Genomic DNA, 14,108 nt, shown 5'->3' on the forward strand with positions numbered 1-14,108 from the left:
GCTCCGGAGGCTCAGTTCCCCACTGAAAATTCGGCCGTCGTCAACCAACCCTCTGCGAAAGAAAACGCCATGCCATCTGCTTTCAGACACCTTGCCGTCGCCGCTGCCGCCGCTGTTTTCTGCGTCGCAGCCTGGGCCCAAACCGCCACGCAAACTGCCACGGATATCGGCCGTCCCGCGGCTGTCATTCCGCTCGAATCGGAACCGCCGCCGAAACTCGTTGTGTATCCGCCGTTGGCCGAGCCTCTGGCTCGGGGCGTCGTTATCGTTCAGCACCGGACCGAGAACCTGCGGATCATCCCGGTCTTCGGCAAGAGCGCCGCCGAGGTATCGCCCCGTGTCGGCCACCTTCACGTGACAGTCGACGATCGGCCCGGCACCTGGGCCCACACGAGCGGCGATCCCATCATCGTGGTGGGTTTGAAGCCTGGCGTGCACAAGATGCTGATCGAACTTGCCGATCCGAGTCACAAGATCCTTGCCAGCGAAACGATCGCCGTGACTGTCCCTGAGCAGAAGGCGTCAAAGTCCCACGAGCATGGATAAGCCGTGCATGGGGCGATGCGCCAATTCAGGAGTCCTCATCGCCATCGCACGCCACGGGTGCAGCGGTCAGATTCACGACGATCTTGTTACTCCGCGCTGCGCTCCCGAGTGAATAGAGTTGTCTTGCGGCGCCATCCGAGGCGCGCCACAAGGAGCCGGCGATGACCAGTAAGACAAGCAAGCAAGCTTCCGGCCGAGTAGCACGGGCGCTCGAAATCTATCGAAGCATTGCTGCGTGCAATGAGTACATTGCACGCAGCAATGACGTCCACGCGCTCACAGCGGCGTTGATGTTGCCCTGCTATCAAGCTGAGTTCGGGAGCCTGGCGCTTGAGCTGACCCATGTGGAGGAGAACGAGCTAAGGTCTGTCCTCCGGCGGATTCGGGACTCTGAACTTGCCCTTCAAGAACGCGCGTCCGCAGCCATTGCATGCGAAAGCTCTGTCGCAGCGGATGGGGCGGGCTGAGGCAGTACCGGATGCGGACCCGTTGACGTGCCCGCCCTTTTTCGAAGCAGAATCCAGATTCCTCAACTTGGACCCCGGGGAGGAGGGACAAAATGGAAATGGAAGAAGTCAACGCGCGACTGCGTTCGCTCGAGTTGCGAGCTGTCGCCCAAACCGCGGCGATCGCGGTTCTGCTCCAGGAGCAGCCCAACGCATCGGCAAAGCTGCACCTGGTCGCCGAGCACCTTGTCGACGCACCCCCGATCCCGATGTCTGACGAGGACCTGGTGAAGGTCGCGGCGTATATCCAAGCAATGCTTGGTGGTCCCTGGATCGACTGACTGCTGCCGCGTCGCGATCTTCGCCAGAAACGGGAGGGGATTCGTTCAAAGACAACGGCAGCTTCCGCTGCCAAGCGGCGCCCCACCGCCCCCTACGCCCCCATGAAGAACCTAGACGCCCCCACGCTCGCGCTGATCGACACCTGCTCCCAGGCTTCACTCGAACTTCTGCAACGCAACCTGACGCCGCACGGCATCCTGGCCGCGAGCCGTACCGAGGCGGCCGAAGCGCGGCGCTACACGCGCATCTTCGGGCGCGACGCCGCGATCTGCGTGATGGCGATGTGCGGCAGCGGTGTGCCGGCGCTGGAGCAGGGAGCGGTGGCCAGCCTCGACGCGCTCGCGGCACAGCAGGCGGCCAATGGGCAGATCCCCAAATACGTCGACCCGGAAGGCCGCGATGCCGACTTCTGGTACCTGGGCTGCATCGACGCCACCTTGTGGTGGCTGATCGCGGTGGATCATGTGCGCCGCCATGGCCGCGTCGGTCGCTCGCACTGGGGCCGCGAGGCAGGCCGCGCGCTCGGCTGGCTGCTGGCGCAGGAGCATCAGCACTTTCGGCTGCTGCAACAGAACGAGGCCAGCGACTGGGCCGACATCATGCCGCGCTCGGGTTACGTGCTGTACACCAACGCGCTCTGGTACGAGGTCAAGCGTCGCTACGCAATGGACGAGGCCGAGGCGACGCAGTACCACTTCAACCACCTGTTCAATCCGTTCCAGCGCAACCTGCCCGAGTACCATCGCGCCCGACTGCTGCGGCACTATGCGCGCCGCGGCCGGCGCGACCCGGGCCTGTACCTCAGCTTCGTCAATCTCTCGGTCGTCGGCGACGAGGGGGATGTGTTCGGCAACGTGCTGGCCATACAGAGCGGGCTGGCCGATTCCTCCATGGCACGCCGTATCGTCAAGACCATCAGCGCGGCGCGTGCCTGCGATCCCTACCCTGTGCGTGTGGTGCTGCATCCGCTGTCGCGTCAGCATGCGCTGTGGCGGCCGTATATGGCGCGCCATCAGCAGAACATGGTGCACCAGTACCACAACGGCGGCATCTGGCCCTTCGTCGGCGGCTTCTGGGTGATGGCGCTGGCCCGGGTGGGCCTGCACTCAATGGCTTGGCAGGAGCTCGCGCGACTGGCGCGCGTGAACGAGCTCGGCGACTGGCGTTTCACCGAGTGGTTCCACGGCCGCACGCTGGCGCCGATGGGGATGGCCGGGCAGAGCTGGAATGCGGCGACCTTTCTGCTGGCCAGGCGCGCCCTGCTGGGCGGCGGCGCAGGCTGGTGACGTCTCGTTACAGAGGCGACTCGGCCAGCCCGTCGGGCGTGAGTGCGCGGTGTAGACTGCCGGGCTTTTCCTTCTGGCGGTATGGTGCAAGTGTCACGGCGTACAGGTTTCACCGGATCGGCGCTCATTCGCTTGCTCGCTCAACTGACCGACACCGACGTTCCCGAATCCAAGCAAGGCTTCGCGGATCGATTGGGTGAATGGCTCCGTTGGACCGACGCCATCTCGCTGTCCGCGGCGTTGAATGGCGGTGCGGCGACTGCGCCATCCGGCGCGCGCGCTTCCGCACGCGCCGAGGAAGCCGAATGCACCCGCGTGCGAGCCGCGTTGGCGAAAGCCATCGCCGCAGACAGCGCACTCGGGGCCGACTTCTCCGCATACCGTCGGCGCTACCTCGCCAGGCAACAGGCGATCGAGGCGGCCATCGAGCCCTTGCGCGGTCGTCTGCGGGCGAAGCTGGCGGCCAGGTCGCCCGCCATGGCCCGGCTTGCTGCCGTGGATGCCGTCATGGAACAGGCGCTGGGTGCGCACGAGCAGCGCTTGCTGTCGACCGTGCCCGGGTTGCTCGAAAAGCATTTCGGGCGCTTGCGCCAGGCCGACAGCGGGGCCCAGCCCGAAGGCTGGTCAAACGTTTTCTGCAAGAACATGCAAAGCGTGTTGCTTGCCGAGCTGGATATTCGATTGCAACCGGTCGAAGGGCTGCTCGAAGCCCTTCGCAAGAGTGAATGACTAGATTTCTTCAACACTTCGCTTTTTTCGTGGGCTTGGCCGCCGTCTGTTGGGTCGGCGCCGGGTACATCGGCTCGAACCCGTTGGCGCTGGTGATCACGCTGCTCGTCGGCGCGTTCTACCTGATGGGCGCGCTGGAACTGCACCGCTTCCACCTGGCCACGTCCACCCTGGCACGCGCCTTGGCGGACATGCCCGATCCCCCGGCGAGCCTGGGCCATTGGCTCGACCAGCTGCATCCTTCCTTGCGGAACGCGGTGCGCCTGCGCATCGAGGGTGAGCGCGTCGGCTTGCCCGGCCCGGCCCTGACGCCGTACCTCGCGGGGCTGCTGGTGCTGCTGGGGATGCTGGGCACCTTTCTCGGCATGGTGGTCACGCTGAACGGCACCGGGATCGCGCTGGAGAGCGCGTCGGACCTGCAGGCCATCCGCTCCTCCCTGGCCGCCCCGGTCAAGGGGCTGGGGCTGGCCTTCGGCACGTCCGTTGCGGGCGTGGCCGCGTCCGCGATGCTGGGCCTCGTCTCCGCCTTGTGCCGGCGCGACAGGCTGCAGGCCGCGCAGCTGCTCGACACGCGCATCGCGACCACCTTGCGTGCCTTCTCCCTGGCCCATCAGCGCGAGGAGTCCTTCAAGCTGCTGCAGCGACAGGGCCAGGCGATGCCCGCGCTGGTCGATCGGCTGCAGGCCATGATGGCGACGATGGAGCGGCAGAGCCAGGCCTTGAACGAGCGCCTGCTCTCCAGCCAGGACAGCTTCCACAGCAAGGCCGAGGCCGCGTATGCAAGCCTGGCCTCCTCCGTCGACCGCTCGTTGAAGGAGAGCCTGACCGAGAGTGCCCGCGTTGCCGGCGCGACGATCCAGCCGGTCGTCGAAGCCACGATGGCCGGGATCGCGCGCGAGGCGACCTCCTTGCACGGCACCATCGAGCACGGCGTGCAGCGGCAACTGGAAGGGCTGTCGACCCGCTTGGAACAGCATACGGCTTCACAGCTGCGCAATGTGGCCCAGGCGCAGGCCGACCTGCAGGCGGAGATGGCGTCGCGCGACCAGCAGCGGCTGGCGGCCTGGACCGATGCGCTCGAGGCGATGGCCGTGTCGCTGCAGCAGGAATGGCAGCAGGCGGGCGCGCGCAGCGAGAGCCAGCAGCAGCAGCTCTGCAAGACGCTGGCGCAGACCGCCGAAGAGATATCGGCCCGGACGGAAGCGCACGCGAGCAACACGATCGCCGAGATCGCCCAACTCGTGCATGCCGCCTCGGAAGCCCCCCGGGCCGCGGCCGAGGTGATCGCCGAACTGCGCCAGAAGCTTTCCGACAGCATGGCGCGCGACAACACGATGCTGGAGGAACGCGGCCGCATTCTGGAAACGCTGCAGACGCTGCTCGACAGCGTGAACCATGCCTCCACCGAACAGCGCTCGGCGATCGACGCGCTGGTCGCTGCGTCGGCGGATCTGCTGGACCGTGTCGGCACGCGCTTCACGGAAAAGGTCGACGCGGAAACCGGGAAGATGGCCGACGTCGCCGCACAGATCACCGGCAGTGCCGTCGAGGTGGCGAGCCTGGGCGAGGCATTCGGTTTCGCGGTGCAGCTGTTCAGCCAATCGAACGACAAGCTGGTGGCCCATCTGCAGCGCATCGAAGGCGCGCTCGGCAAGTCCATCGCGCGCAGTGACGAGCAGCTGGACTACTACGTGGCGCAGGCCAGAGAAGTCATCGACCTGAGCATCATGTCGCAGAAGCAGATCGTCGAGGATCTGCAGCAGCTCGCCAGCAGCCGGGCACCGGTCGGCAGCGAAGCGTGATGACGGAGGACGTCGACGCCGGCCTGGAGCCGACGGTGCCGGTATGGGCCGTGTTCGGCGATCTGATGTCGGGGCTGCTGGGCGCCTTCGTGCTGATCCTGGTGTGCGTGGTCGGCATGCAGCTGGACCTCACGACGAAGCTGGAAGCCGAGGTCAGGCAGCGGCAGGCTGCAGCGCAGCGACTGCAGGCCCTCGAGCAGGCCCTCGCGGGGCCGCTGGCGGCGGGCCGGGTGACGCTGAACAACGGGCGCATCGGCATCAGCGGCAGCGTGCTGTTCGCCGTCAACTCCGCCGAGTTGCAGCCCGAAGGCCGGCAACTGTTGAGGAGCCTGAGCGCACCGCTGGCCGCCTACCTCCAGGGCCGCGACGATATCCTGATGGTGAGCGGCTTCACCGACGACCGGCAGGTGCGGGGGGGCAACCGCCAGTTCGCCGACAACTGGGAGCTGTCGGCTCAGCGGGCCTTGACGGTGACCCGGGCCTTGATCGAGGAAGGCATCCCGTCGTCCTCGGTATTTGCCGCAGCCTTCGGTTCCGAGCAGGCAGTGGCGTCGAACGCCGATGCCGACGGACGATCCAGGAACCGGCGCGTGGAAATGGCGCCCACGCCGAGACCGTCCAACGCAAGCATGAAGTCCCGTGAGTAGCGAGGGGACATGCGCAACCGGCGCGATGATCGACGCACGGCGCGAACGTGGCGATCATCGCTTCGATCCGGTCCGCTTTCGTTTCATCGAGGTGCTGGCCGGACGGGCGGCGGCCTACAGCGGCGAGGCGCGACGCATCCTGGACGACAAGGTGCTCAAGCTGCTCGCGGCCTATGGAGAGGATCTCGAAAGGGCCCGATGCGCGGACGGCGACATCGCGGGGCAGCAGGACCAGCCCCATCGCGGCGCGCTCGCGGCGCTCGTCGACCACGTCGCCCGGCATGCGTCGTCATCGCGTGGGGACGGCGCGGCGCTCGACTCGAAGACGCTCAGCTATTTCAGAAACACCTGGTCGAGGCTCAGCGCCGATCGACGGCTGACGCAGTCGCTGGCGACGGTGCCGCAGAACGCCGGCCCCCTCAACTCGCGTCACCTCGTGCATCGATCGCTCATGTTGATGCGTGAACTGTCGCCGGAGTACCTCCACCGCTTCATGTCGTATGTCGACGCTTTGCAGTGGGTCGATCAGGCGAACGGTGGCAGTGCCTCGGCGGGTACGGATACCCCGCGCACCGAGGGCAACAGGAAGAGCGCTCGGAGCCGATCCGGCTGATGCCGGGCGCGGAGCCGCGGCTAGAGAGCATCATTTGAGCGGAGCGACAATCACGCCGCGTAAACCGGCTCTCTCAATCGCGGCTTTGACCAGACCCTCGGACTTCGCGTCCTCAACGAACTGGCGCGTGTATGCCGCTCCGAGATCCCGGCCCTTCGGCATCGCCATAGCGTGCGGATCGATGCCAGGTCGACCGTCGAGGACTCGAGAACCAGGCAATTGATTCGACATCTCGAACAGGATCGGCTTGATGCTGCCCATGACGTCCGCTCTCCCGGATTTCAGCGCCTCCAATGCGCCAGGGTTGCTTGATGCTCGGACAACCACAGCATTCTTCAGCGTGCGAGTAAAAAAGACATCGGGTCCGGACTTCTCCTGCACGGCAACTCGAGTCCCGGGGCGATCCACATCAGCCATTGTTGAGATCGAAGAACCGCCAGGGATGAGGTAGCCGAATTCGACTTCCAGGTGCAGCGCGCTGAAATCCCACTCCTTCGCCCGCTCGGGACTGAACCCAAATTGGGCGACGTCCCAAGCCCCTGATCTCCCGCCGTCGTGAAGGGCTCCGATCGATGGGTACAGCACCGGCTCAAACGGAACCTCTATGCGCCGGGCCATCTCTTTTCCGAGGTCGAATCCGACCCCCTTCATCTCACCCGACACGGAGTCCCGCACCACGTTCAAGGGATTGCCAAGCTGGAGTCCAACGCGAAGCTTGCCGGTTGGAGCCAAAACCTGTCGCGCTTCCGGTGTCGGAGCGGTTCTGATGCCCGCACAGCCCGCAAGCAGCAGTCCAAGGACTGCCGTCATCAGCCAATGAGTCGTTCGCATTGCGTCCTCCGTTGAAGTCGCTCGCGGTGCTTCCCGAATGGAGATGCCTTTGGGTCAGCAGACATTGCCGTCGAAGGTCTGCTCCCGGAAGCATTCTGCTCCGAGTTGAACGCCCTGCCTATCGTGGTCGACGAGCCCCGGGCGAGCCGATCGACGCGCTCACGGGTCGCGTGCCCTCACCCCAGCCCTCTCCCGGAGGGAGAGGGAGCAAGGCCCCTCATCCCCGAAACCCCAGCATCTTCATCGCCGGCCCAATCCCCTGCGCCGACTTCGCATAGTCCTTCCAGGGCTCGTTCCCCTTGTCCAGCCGCGTATGGATGTTCCGCACCGTCCATTGCGCCCCGCTCGTCAGGTGCTGCACCTCCGCCCACTCGACGGGCACCGACACCCCGAGCCCCGGCCGCGCGCGGGCGGACCAGGCGCAGACGGTCGTGGCGCCGAAGCCGTTGCGCAAATAGTCGATGAAGATCTTGCCCACGCGGTTGCGCGGGCCGCTCTTGGCGACGAACATCTTCGGCAGGGTGCGGGCCAGGTGGCGCACGATGGCTTCCGAAAAATCCTTCGCCGTGTCCCAGTCGTGATGCTTGCGCAGCGGCACCACCACGTGCAGGCCCTTGCCGCCGCTGGTCTTGCAGAAAGACACCAGGCCCAGTTCGTTGAGGAACACGCGCACGACCTCGGCGCCTTGCTGCACCGCCGGCCAGCCGACGCCCTCGCCCGGGTCGAGGTCGAAGGTCATGCGGTCGGGTTTGCCGGTCGCGGTCTTCACGGCATTCCAGGTGTGGAACTCGATGACGTTCATCTGCGCGGCCGACAGCAAGCCTTCGGGCGTCGCGACTTCGATCATCTGTTCATGGCCCGGCCAGATGGCGGGGTCGAGTTGCCGGATGCCTTCCATGCTGCCCTTGTCCAGGTGCTTCTGGAAGAACAGCTCGCCCGTGATGCCGGTGGGCGCGCGCACGATCGACACCGGCCGGCCCTTGAGGTGCTCCATCATCAGCGGCGCGATCAGGCCGTAGAAGCGCACCAGCTCGATCTTCGTCACGCCGCTCTTCGGGTCGATCACGCGCTCCGGGTGGGTAACCTTGAGCTTCGGCGGCAGCGTGTGCGCGATGGGCTGCTGCTGCTGCTCGACATCGGCGTCCACCAGGTGCACGGGCTTCTCGCGCACGATGGCTTGGGCCGGCTTGTCGGCGCGCAGCGCCTCGAACACGCCATGCCGGATGTGGCCGCCGGCGGTCCACTCCGAGTACGTGACCTCCGCCACCAGCGTGGGCTTGACCCAGTGGGCGTTGCGTTCGTCTTCGGTCCTGTTCTTGAAGGGGCGCTGGTCGATCTCGATCTTCTGCAGGCGCGTCAACATGTCCGCGAGCGAGCGGTCGTTGAAGCCGGTGCCGACCTTGCCGGCGTACACCAGGTCGCTCTTGTCGTCGTGAACACCGAGCAGCAGCGAGCCGATGCCGATGCGCGAGCCCTTCGGGTCGGTGTAGCCGCCGATGACGAACTCCTGCCGCTGGCTGCACTTGAGCTTGATCCAGTCCGTCGAACGGCGCGAGCTGTAGCTGCTCTGCTTGCGCTTGCCGATGATGCCTTCGAGCCCGAGCTTGCAGGCCGAGGCGATGATGTCCTTCGGCGCCGCATCGAAGGCTTCGCTCAGGCGGATGCCGCCCGGCGCCTCGGCGAGCAGCGCGCGCAGGAACTCGCGCCGCTCGATCAGCGGCACGCCGCGCAGGTCGTGGCCGTCGTAGTACGGCACATCGAACAAAAAGAACTCGATGCCCTGCGTCCTGGCGCTCTCGAAGGCGTTCTGCAGCGCCTGGAAGTCGGTCCGGCCGGATTCGGCGAGCACGACGATCTCGCCGTCGAGCCAGCCGGGCTTGAGCTTCATGCGCTCCAGCGCCTGCACCAGGTGCGGCAGGCGGCTGCTCCAGTCGTGGCCGTTGCGCGTGATGAGCCGCACGCCACCGTCTGCATCGATGCGCGCCAGCATGCGGTAGCCGTCGAACTTGATCTCGTAGATCCATTCGCTCGGCCGGCCGGGCGGCGCATCGACCAGCGTGGCCAGCAGCGGCGACAACTTCTGCGGCATCTCTGCCTTGACCGCGCCCGCGGGCATGCCGCGCGCACCGGCGCGCTTCTTTGCCGGTGCGGGCGCGGGTGCGGCCGATTCCGGCTTGGGCATCGGCAGGTCGGCCACGCTGTCCGGGAACTCGTCGACGACGCTGAACTCGGCCGAAGGGCGCTCGTAGGCATCGCGTTCCTTGATGAGCAGCCAGGCGTTCTGCTTTTCTTCCTTGCTTTTGATGCGCACCAGCACCCACTTGCCGCGCAGCTTGTAGCCGTGCAGCTCGAACTTGAGGTCGCCGTCGCGCAAGCCCTCGTGCGGGTCGCCGATCGGCGTCCAGGTGCCCTTGTCCCAGATGACGACCTTGCCGGCGCCGTACTGCTTCGGCGGGATGGTGCCTTCGAAGCTGTTGTACGAGATCGGGTGGTCCTCGACGTGCACGGCCATGCGCTTCACTTGACGGTCGTAGCTCGGGCCCTTGGGCACGGCCCAGCTCTTCATCGCGCCGTCGAGCTCGAGCCGCACGTCGTAGTGCAGGCGCGTGGCCCAGTGCTTCTGCACGACGAACTGTCGCGCGTGGGTGCTTTCGGCTCCGCCCTCCGCCGGTTCCGGCGTGAGCGCGAAGTTGCGCTTGGCCTTGTATTTCTTGAGCGGATCGGCGCGGGCCATCGCGGTCGCCGCCGGCTAGACCCGCGGTTGCAGCCGCCGGAATGCGCTGAAGTGGCGGATGGCCATCTGCTTCTGTCCGGCATGTGCATAGAGCAGCCCGGCGTTCTGGTGCGCGTCGGCAAAGTCGGGCTGCAGGCGCAGGCATTCCTCGTAGCTCGCGAGCGCGGCGGCCACGCGGCCGAGGTCTTCGAGCGCGACGGCGCGGTTGTAGTGCATCAGCGGGTCGTCGGGGCAGTGCGCGAGGCCCTCGTCGTAGAGCGCCACGGCCTCGCGGCTGCGGCCGGCCTCGCACAGCATGAAGCCGAGGTTCAGGTAGGCGTGGGCGTGGGTCGGGTCCTGCTCGAGGATGAGGCGGTAGGTGTCTTCGGCGGCGGTGGGGTCGGAGGCTTCCAGCTCTTCCGCCGTTTCGAACAGGTCTTCGAGGTCGTCGGACTCGGGCGTCGCCGGCTCGGCGGCGCGCTGGGAGATGAAGCTCACCGAGCCGGTCGACGGCGCCACACTGAAGTCCATCACGAGCTGGCCCGTGTCGGGCTCCCATTGCGCGTTCTCTTCGCGCACCGTGATGCGGTCGCCGGCGGCCGTGATGCGCAGGCCGCTCACAGGCACTTCGGGCGGCAGCGTGTCGCGCAGTCGCCGCAGCGAGCGCAGGATCTGCCGCGTGGGAATGCGCGCAACGCGCAGGTCGTGCGCCGAGCGCAGCAGCACGACGTCGCGAAACGAAAAGCGCAAGGCGCGCCCGGGTCCGCGCGACGGGTCGACGAAGCCGAGTTCGATCAGCTTCGAGACGGCATGCCGGGTCAGGCCCAGCATCTGCCGGACGCCGCGCAAGGTGTAGGGGTGCGTGCTTTCGAGCGGTGCGCTGTTCGTCACTTCTTCATGCGCGCGCGCACCGGCGGCGCGGCCTCGGCCACTTTTGCCGCCCGGGGAGCACGCTTTGCGCCCTTGCTTTCGACTGCGGGTGCGGGCTGCTTCGCGCCGGGCTTGACGGCGCGGCCGAGGCTCGCGCGCAGCATTTCGGTGAGATCGATGACCTGGGCGCCGGCGGCAGCATCTTCCGGATGCTCGACCGCCACCACTTCCTGGCCGGCGATCTTGGCGTCGATCGCGACCAGGATGCGTTTCTTCTCTTCGTCCTCGAAGAGCGTGGGCTCGTAGTCGTCGGCGGAGATCTGCTCGATGAGCTGCAGCGCCAGCTTGAGCTCGGCGGCCGAGGGCGGCGGGAGCTGCTCGATCTCCAGGTCTTTCATCGACCGGACCTCGTCGGCAAAGAGCAGCTGCTGCAGCACCAGGCCGTCGTCGTTGGCGCGCACCTGCACCACGTACTGCTTGGACTTCCAGGCCCAGCGTGCCAGCGCGCAGCGCCCGCTCTGCTGCATGGCGGCCTTCAGCAGGTTGTAGGGCTTGCCGCCGCGCTTGTCGGGCGCGAGGAAGTAGGCCTTGTCGTAGTAGAGCGGGTCGACCGCCTGCTCGGGAATGAAGGACACGATGTCAATCACGTGGCTGCCGCCCTCCTCCAGCGCCTTGAGCTCCTCGGGCTTGAAGATGACGTAGCGGTCCTTCTCGAACTCGTAGCCCTTGACCATTTCGGTGCGCGGCACGACCGTCTGGTCCTTCTCGGAAATGTATTGCTGCTTCACGCGCGAGCCGTCCTTCGACAGCAGGTTGAAGCGGATGGTCGCCGAGCTCTCCGTCGCCGAATACAGCTTGACGGGGATCGACACCAAGCCGAAGCCGAGCGACAGCGACGCTATGGAACGAGCAGCCATGGGATTGCCTCCAGGCGAACGAAGGAAGGCAGCATGCCATTTTTTGGCTGCCAGGAGAATAGGCGCACTTCCCCTCACCCAACCCCCACCATGTCCGAACCCCGCCCTGACCTCGCCAAAACCACCTTCGGCGTCCTGACCCTGGTGCTGCTCATCGGCTCCTCGCTCTGGATCCTCCGCCCCTTCCTGGGCGCGACGATCTGGGCCGCGATGGTCGTGGTGGCGACCTGGCCGGCCTTCCTCTGGATCCAGGCGCGGCTGTGGAGGCGTCGCAGCCTGGCGGTGGCCGCGATGGTGCTGATCCTGCTGCTGCTGTTCGTGCTGCCGCTCACGCTGGCGATCTCGACCATCGCCGCCAATGCGGAGGAAGTCGTCGCATGGATCAGGTTGCTGATCAGCCGGGGCCCGCCCCAGTTGCCCGGCTGGGTGGAGCGCCTGCCCATCGTCGGGCCGAGGCTCGCCATGGCCTGGAATGAACTCGTGGCATCGGGCGTGGCGGGGTTGGAGGCGAAGGTCACGCCCTATATCCGGCAGGTCACGGGATGGCTGTTCGCGCAGGCCGGCGTCGTGGGTGCGCTGACCCTGCAGTTCCTGCTCACGGTCGTCATCGCCGGGATGATGTATGCGGGCGGCGAATCGGCGGCGGCGGTGGTCCGGCGCTTCGGCCTCAAGCTCGGCGGCCAGCGCGGGGAAGACGCGGTGGTGCTGGCCGGCAAGGCGATCCGCGGCGTGGCGCTGGGGGTGGGCGTGACGGCCTTCGTCCAGGCGGTGGCGGGCGGCATCGGTCTTGCGATTGCGGGCGTGCCATTCGCGGCCCTGCTCACGGCCGTGATGTTCATGCTGTGCATCGTGCAGGTCGGGCCGACGCTGGTGCTGGCGCCGGCGGTGATCTGGGTCTTCTGGAGCGGATCGACCGGCTGGGGCATCTTCCTGCTGGTGTGGACGGTGATCGTCGGCACGATGGACAACTTCCTTCGCCCGCTCTTGATCCGGCGCGGCGCCGACCTGCCCCTGGTGCTGATCTTCGCGGGCGTCATCGGCGGGCTGCTCGGCTTCGGGCTGGTCGGCATCTTCGTGGGGCCGGTCATGCTGGCGGTGTCCTACACCCTGATCGACAACTGGCTTCGGGATGCCGAGGCGCAGACGGCCGATGCGGCGCGGCAGTAGCGCTGGCGAGGGTCAGACGTAGCGTGTGACCCAGTTCGGCCGGTCCCGCTTCTTGCGGTAGTACCAGGCGCAGGGCCAAAGCATGAGGGCCAGCAGCAGCAGCCAGATCAGATAGGTTTGCGCCAATCCCCACTTCGTGTGCACAGCGGCCGCGGCCAGGCCCAGCACGTAGAAATGGACGACGTAGAAGAAGAACGGCACCCGGCCGAAGACCACGAACGGGCGCAGCCAAACGGGCAGGCCGCTGCGCGTGACCCACCACAGCACGGCCAGGCCCGCGAAGATCGCGGCGAAAGACCAGGCGAGGAAGGGCAGGTCAGGCGGGTACTTGGCGAAGTTCCAGAACGCCAGGCTGGCGACCTTCGTGTACGCGTAGGCATTGCCATAGCCGCCAGCCAGGCGGATCGCGAGAAACAGCGCCAGGCAGACGCCGGCCAGCCCCAGCCAGAACCGCGCCGGCTGCAGGCGGTGCAGCGCGTCGCGGCCCGCGACGAAGCCCACGACGGCGATCGCGGCCCAGGGGATCACCGGGTAAAGCGAACGAAACGCGCCGCTTCGAACCGGCTCGTAGAGCACCGCCCGCAAGGGCAGCGGCAGCGCCGACACGTCGAGCAGCGGGTGCAGCGCCAGCACCGCGATCGCCGCCGCCAGCAGCAGCTTGCCCGGCGCGTCGCGCACGAGCGCGAGGATGATGATGGCCGCGCCGATCGAACTGAGCACCACGAAGGAATAGAAGCCCATGGCGGCGCGCGGCAGGCCCATGACGAGCGCGTCCACCGCGATCAGCACCAGGCCGCGCAGGATCAGCCGCCGCGTCACCTCGGCATGCGGCAGGCCGCGCTGCTCGCGCGCAGCGCTGGTCAGCGCCACCATGAAGCCGGCCATGAAGAAGAAGGCCGGCGCGACCGGCACGCCCGTGAAGCGCGTCAGGAACTGCAGCAGGTCGCCGGGCACGGGCGCCGCGGCCGCGGCCAGTTCTTCGCCGGCGCGGCCGGCGTTGAACATCAGCGAGGCGTGGTCCAGCGCCATGTGCGCGATCAGGAGGCCGCGAAAGGCGTCGACGTAGCCTTGCCGCGCGATCGGCGCGTCTATGGCGCTGGCCTGGGCGAGGATTGCGGAGGAAGGGCTATGCATGGGGGAGTCTCGAGGGGCGTGGCCAGTGTCGGGCAGGCGCGCAGCGCACGTCTTGGAGATTGGCG

14 protein-coding genes are annotated in these 14,108 nt (G+C 66.9%); 9 read left to right on the forward strand and 5 right to left on the reverse strand.

Annotated elements, in window-relative coordinates; all coding sequences use genetic code 11:
- Positions 1–69: 69 nt before the first annotated feature.
- From ACSQ89_RS25715 to ACSQ89_RS25750, 8 genes are all read left to right on the forward strand, one after another.
- A complete protein-coding gene (locus ACSQ89_RS25715) occupies positions 70–546 on the forward strand; it encodes a DUF6130 family protein (protein ID WP_436295258.1) in 477 nt (158 codons plus the stop codon).
- Between the two features lie 161 nt (positions 547–707).
- Positions 708–1,013 carry a hypothetical protein gene (locus ACSQ89_RS25720; RefSeq protein WP_244503778.1) on the forward strand — a complete coding sequence of 102 codons (306 nt, stop codon included), beginning with the start codon at positions 708–710 and terminating at the stop codon, positions 1,011–1,013.
- A gap of 92 nt (positions 1,014–1,105) precedes the next feature.
- The gene (locus tag ACSQ89_RS25725; protein ID WP_093103798.1) at positions 1,106–1,333 is read left to right on the forward strand and encodes a hypothetical protein; all 228 of its coding nucleotides are present in this window, start codon (positions 1,106–1,108) and stop codon (positions 1,331–1,333) included.
- Positions 1,334–1,435: 102 nt separating this feature from the next.
- A complete protein-coding gene (locus ACSQ89_RS25730) occupies positions 1,436–2,620 on the forward strand; it encodes an amylo-alpha-1,6-glucosidase (RefSeq protein WP_436295257.1) in 1,185 nt (394 codons plus the stop codon).
- 81 nt (positions 2,621–2,701) lie between these two features.
- Entirely contained in the window at positions 2,702–3,349 is a 648-nt protein-coding gene (locus ACSQ89_RS25735) for a DUF3348 domain-containing protein (protein WP_436295287.1), read from the forward strand.
- Positions 3,346–5,151 (forward strand): hypothetical protein, encoded by a 1,806-nt coding sequence (locus tag ACSQ89_RS25740; protein WP_436295256.1) that lies wholly within the window; start codon positions 3,346–3,348, stop codon positions 5,149–5,151. Before ACSQ89_RS25735 ends, ACSQ89_RS25740 begins: the two co-directional genes overlap by 4 nt.
- A complete protein-coding gene (locus ACSQ89_RS25745; protein WP_093103792.1) occupies positions 5,151–5,798 on the forward strand; it encodes an OmpA family protein in 648 nt (215 codons plus the stop codon). Before ACSQ89_RS25740 ends, ACSQ89_RS25745 begins: the two co-directional genes overlap by 1 nt.
- Positions 5,799–5,823: 25 nt before the next feature.
- Complete coding sequence (locus tag ACSQ89_RS25750) at positions 5,824–6,411, forward strand: DUF2894 domain-containing protein (RefSeq protein WP_436295255.1); 588 nt, start codon at positions 5,824–5,826, stop codon at positions 6,409–6,411.
- A gap of 30 nt (positions 6,412–6,441) precedes the next feature.
- On the opposite strand, the gene ACSQ89_RS25755 is transcribed toward ACSQ89_RS25750, so the two are convergent.
- The 4 genes from ACSQ89_RS25755 to ACSQ89_RS25770 all read right to left on the reverse strand — a co-directional run bounded on the left by ACSQ89_RS25755 (position 6,442) and on the right by ACSQ89_RS25770 (position 11,742).
- Positions 6,442–7,221: a transporter substrate-binding domain-containing protein gene (locus ACSQ89_RS25755; RefSeq protein ID WP_436296561.1), complete on the reverse strand. Its 780-nt coding sequence runs from the start codon at positions 7,219–7,221 to the stop codon at positions 6,442–6,444.
- Between the two features lie 238 nt (positions 7,222–7,459).
- Positions 7,460–9,976 (reverse strand): DNA ligase D, encoded by a 2,517-nt coding sequence (gene ligD, locus ACSQ89_RS25760; RefSeq protein ID WP_436295253.1) that lies wholly within the window; start codon positions 9,974–9,976, stop codon positions 7,460–7,462.
- Between the two features lie 15 nt (positions 9,977–9,991).
- Complete coding sequence (locus tag ACSQ89_RS25765) at positions 9,992–10,846, reverse strand: tetratricopeptide repeat protein (RefSeq protein WP_436295252.1); 855 nt, start codon at positions 10,844–10,846, stop codon at positions 9,992–9,994.
- Entirely contained in the window at positions 10,843–11,742 is a 900-nt protein-coding gene (locus ACSQ89_RS25770; RefSeq protein WP_436295251.1) for a Ku protein, read from the reverse strand. Before ACSQ89_RS25770 ends, ACSQ89_RS25765 begins: the two co-directional genes overlap by 4 nt.
- A 90-nt stretch (positions 11,743–11,832) precedes the next feature.
- Here ACSQ89_RS25770 and ydiK point away from each other — a divergent pair, with 90 nt between their 5' ends.
- Positions 11,833–12,909 carry an AI-2E family transporter YdiK gene (gene ydiK / locus ACSQ89_RS25775; protein ID WP_436295250.1) on the forward strand — a complete coding sequence of 359 codons (1,077 nt, stop codon included), beginning with the start codon at positions 11,833–11,835 and terminating at the stop codon, positions 12,907–12,909.
- A gap of 12 nt (positions 12,910–12,921) precedes the next feature.
- Here ydiK and ACSQ89_RS25780 read toward each other — a convergent pair whose 3' ends face one another.
- Entirely contained in the window at positions 12,922–14,043 is a 1,122-nt protein-coding gene (locus tag ACSQ89_RS25780) for a heparan-alpha-glucosaminide N-acetyltransferase domain-containing protein (RefSeq protein ID WP_436295249.1), read from the reverse strand.
- Between the last annotated feature and the right edge of the window lie 65 nt (positions 14,044–14,108).

It is taken from the genome of Variovorax sp. LjRoot175 (assembly GCF_964253805.1).
Classification (GTDB): Bacteria; Pseudomonadota; Gammaproteobacteria; order Burkholderiales; family Burkholderiaceae_C; genus Variovorax.

What these genes read in the sequence shown, in the direction of transcription:
- ACSQ89_RS25725 (WP_093103798.1), top strand. Translation starts at nt 1,106, where the DNA reads ATGGAAATGGAAGAAGTCAACGCGCGACTGCGTTCGCTCGAGTTGCGA.
- ACSQ89_RS25740 (WP_436295256.1), top strand. Translation starts at nt 3,346, where the DNA reads ATGACTAGATTTCTTCAACACTTCGCTTTTTTCGTGGGCTTGGCCGCC.
- ACSQ89_RS25755 (WP_436296561.1), bottom strand. Translation starts at nt 7,221, where the DNA reads ATGACGGCAGTCCTTGGACTGCTGCTTGCGGGCTGTGCGGGCATCAGA.
- ACSQ89_RS25735 (WP_436295287.1), top strand. Translation starts at nt 2,702, where the DNA reads ATGGTGCAAGTGTCACGGCGTACAGGTTTCACCGGATCGGCGCTCATT.
- ACSQ89_RS25750 (WP_436295255.1), top strand. Translation starts at nt 5,824, where the DNA reads ATGATCGACGCACGGCGCGAACGTGGCGATCATCGCTTCGATCCGGTC.
- ACSQ89_RS25730 (WP_436295257.1), top strand. Translation starts at nt 1,436, where the DNA reads ATGAAGAACCTAGACGCCCCCACGCTCGCGCTGATCGACACCTGCTCC.
- ydiK (WP_436295250.1), top strand. Translation starts at nt 11,833, where the DNA reads ATGTCCGAACCCCGCCCTGACCTCGCCAAAACCACCTTCGGCGTCCTG.
- ligD (WP_436295253.1), bottom strand. Translation starts at nt 9,976, where the DNA reads ATGGCCCGCGCCGATCCGCTCAAGAAATACAAGGCCAAGCGCAACTTC.
- ACSQ89_RS25745 (WP_093103792.1), top strand. Translation starts at nt 5,151, where the DNA reads ATGACGGAGGACGTCGACGCCGGCCTGGAGCCGACGGTGCCGGTATGG.
- ACSQ89_RS25720 (WP_244503778.1), top strand. Translation starts at nt 708, where the DNA reads ATGACCAGTAAGACAAGCAAGCAAGCTTCCGGCCGAGTAGCACGGGCG.
- ACSQ89_RS25715 (WP_436295258.1), top strand. Translation starts at nt 70, where the DNA reads ATGCCATCTGCTTTCAGACACCTTGCCGTCGCCGCTGCCGCCGCTGTT.
- ACSQ89_RS25770 (WP_436295251.1), bottom strand. Translation starts at nt 11,742, where the DNA reads ATGGCTGCTCGTTCCATAGCGTCGCTGTCGCTCGGCTTCGGCTTGGTG.
- ACSQ89_RS25780 (WP_436295249.1), bottom strand. Translation starts at nt 14,043, where the DNA reads ATGCATAGCCCTTCCTCCGCAATCCTCGCCCAGGCCAGCGCCATAGAC.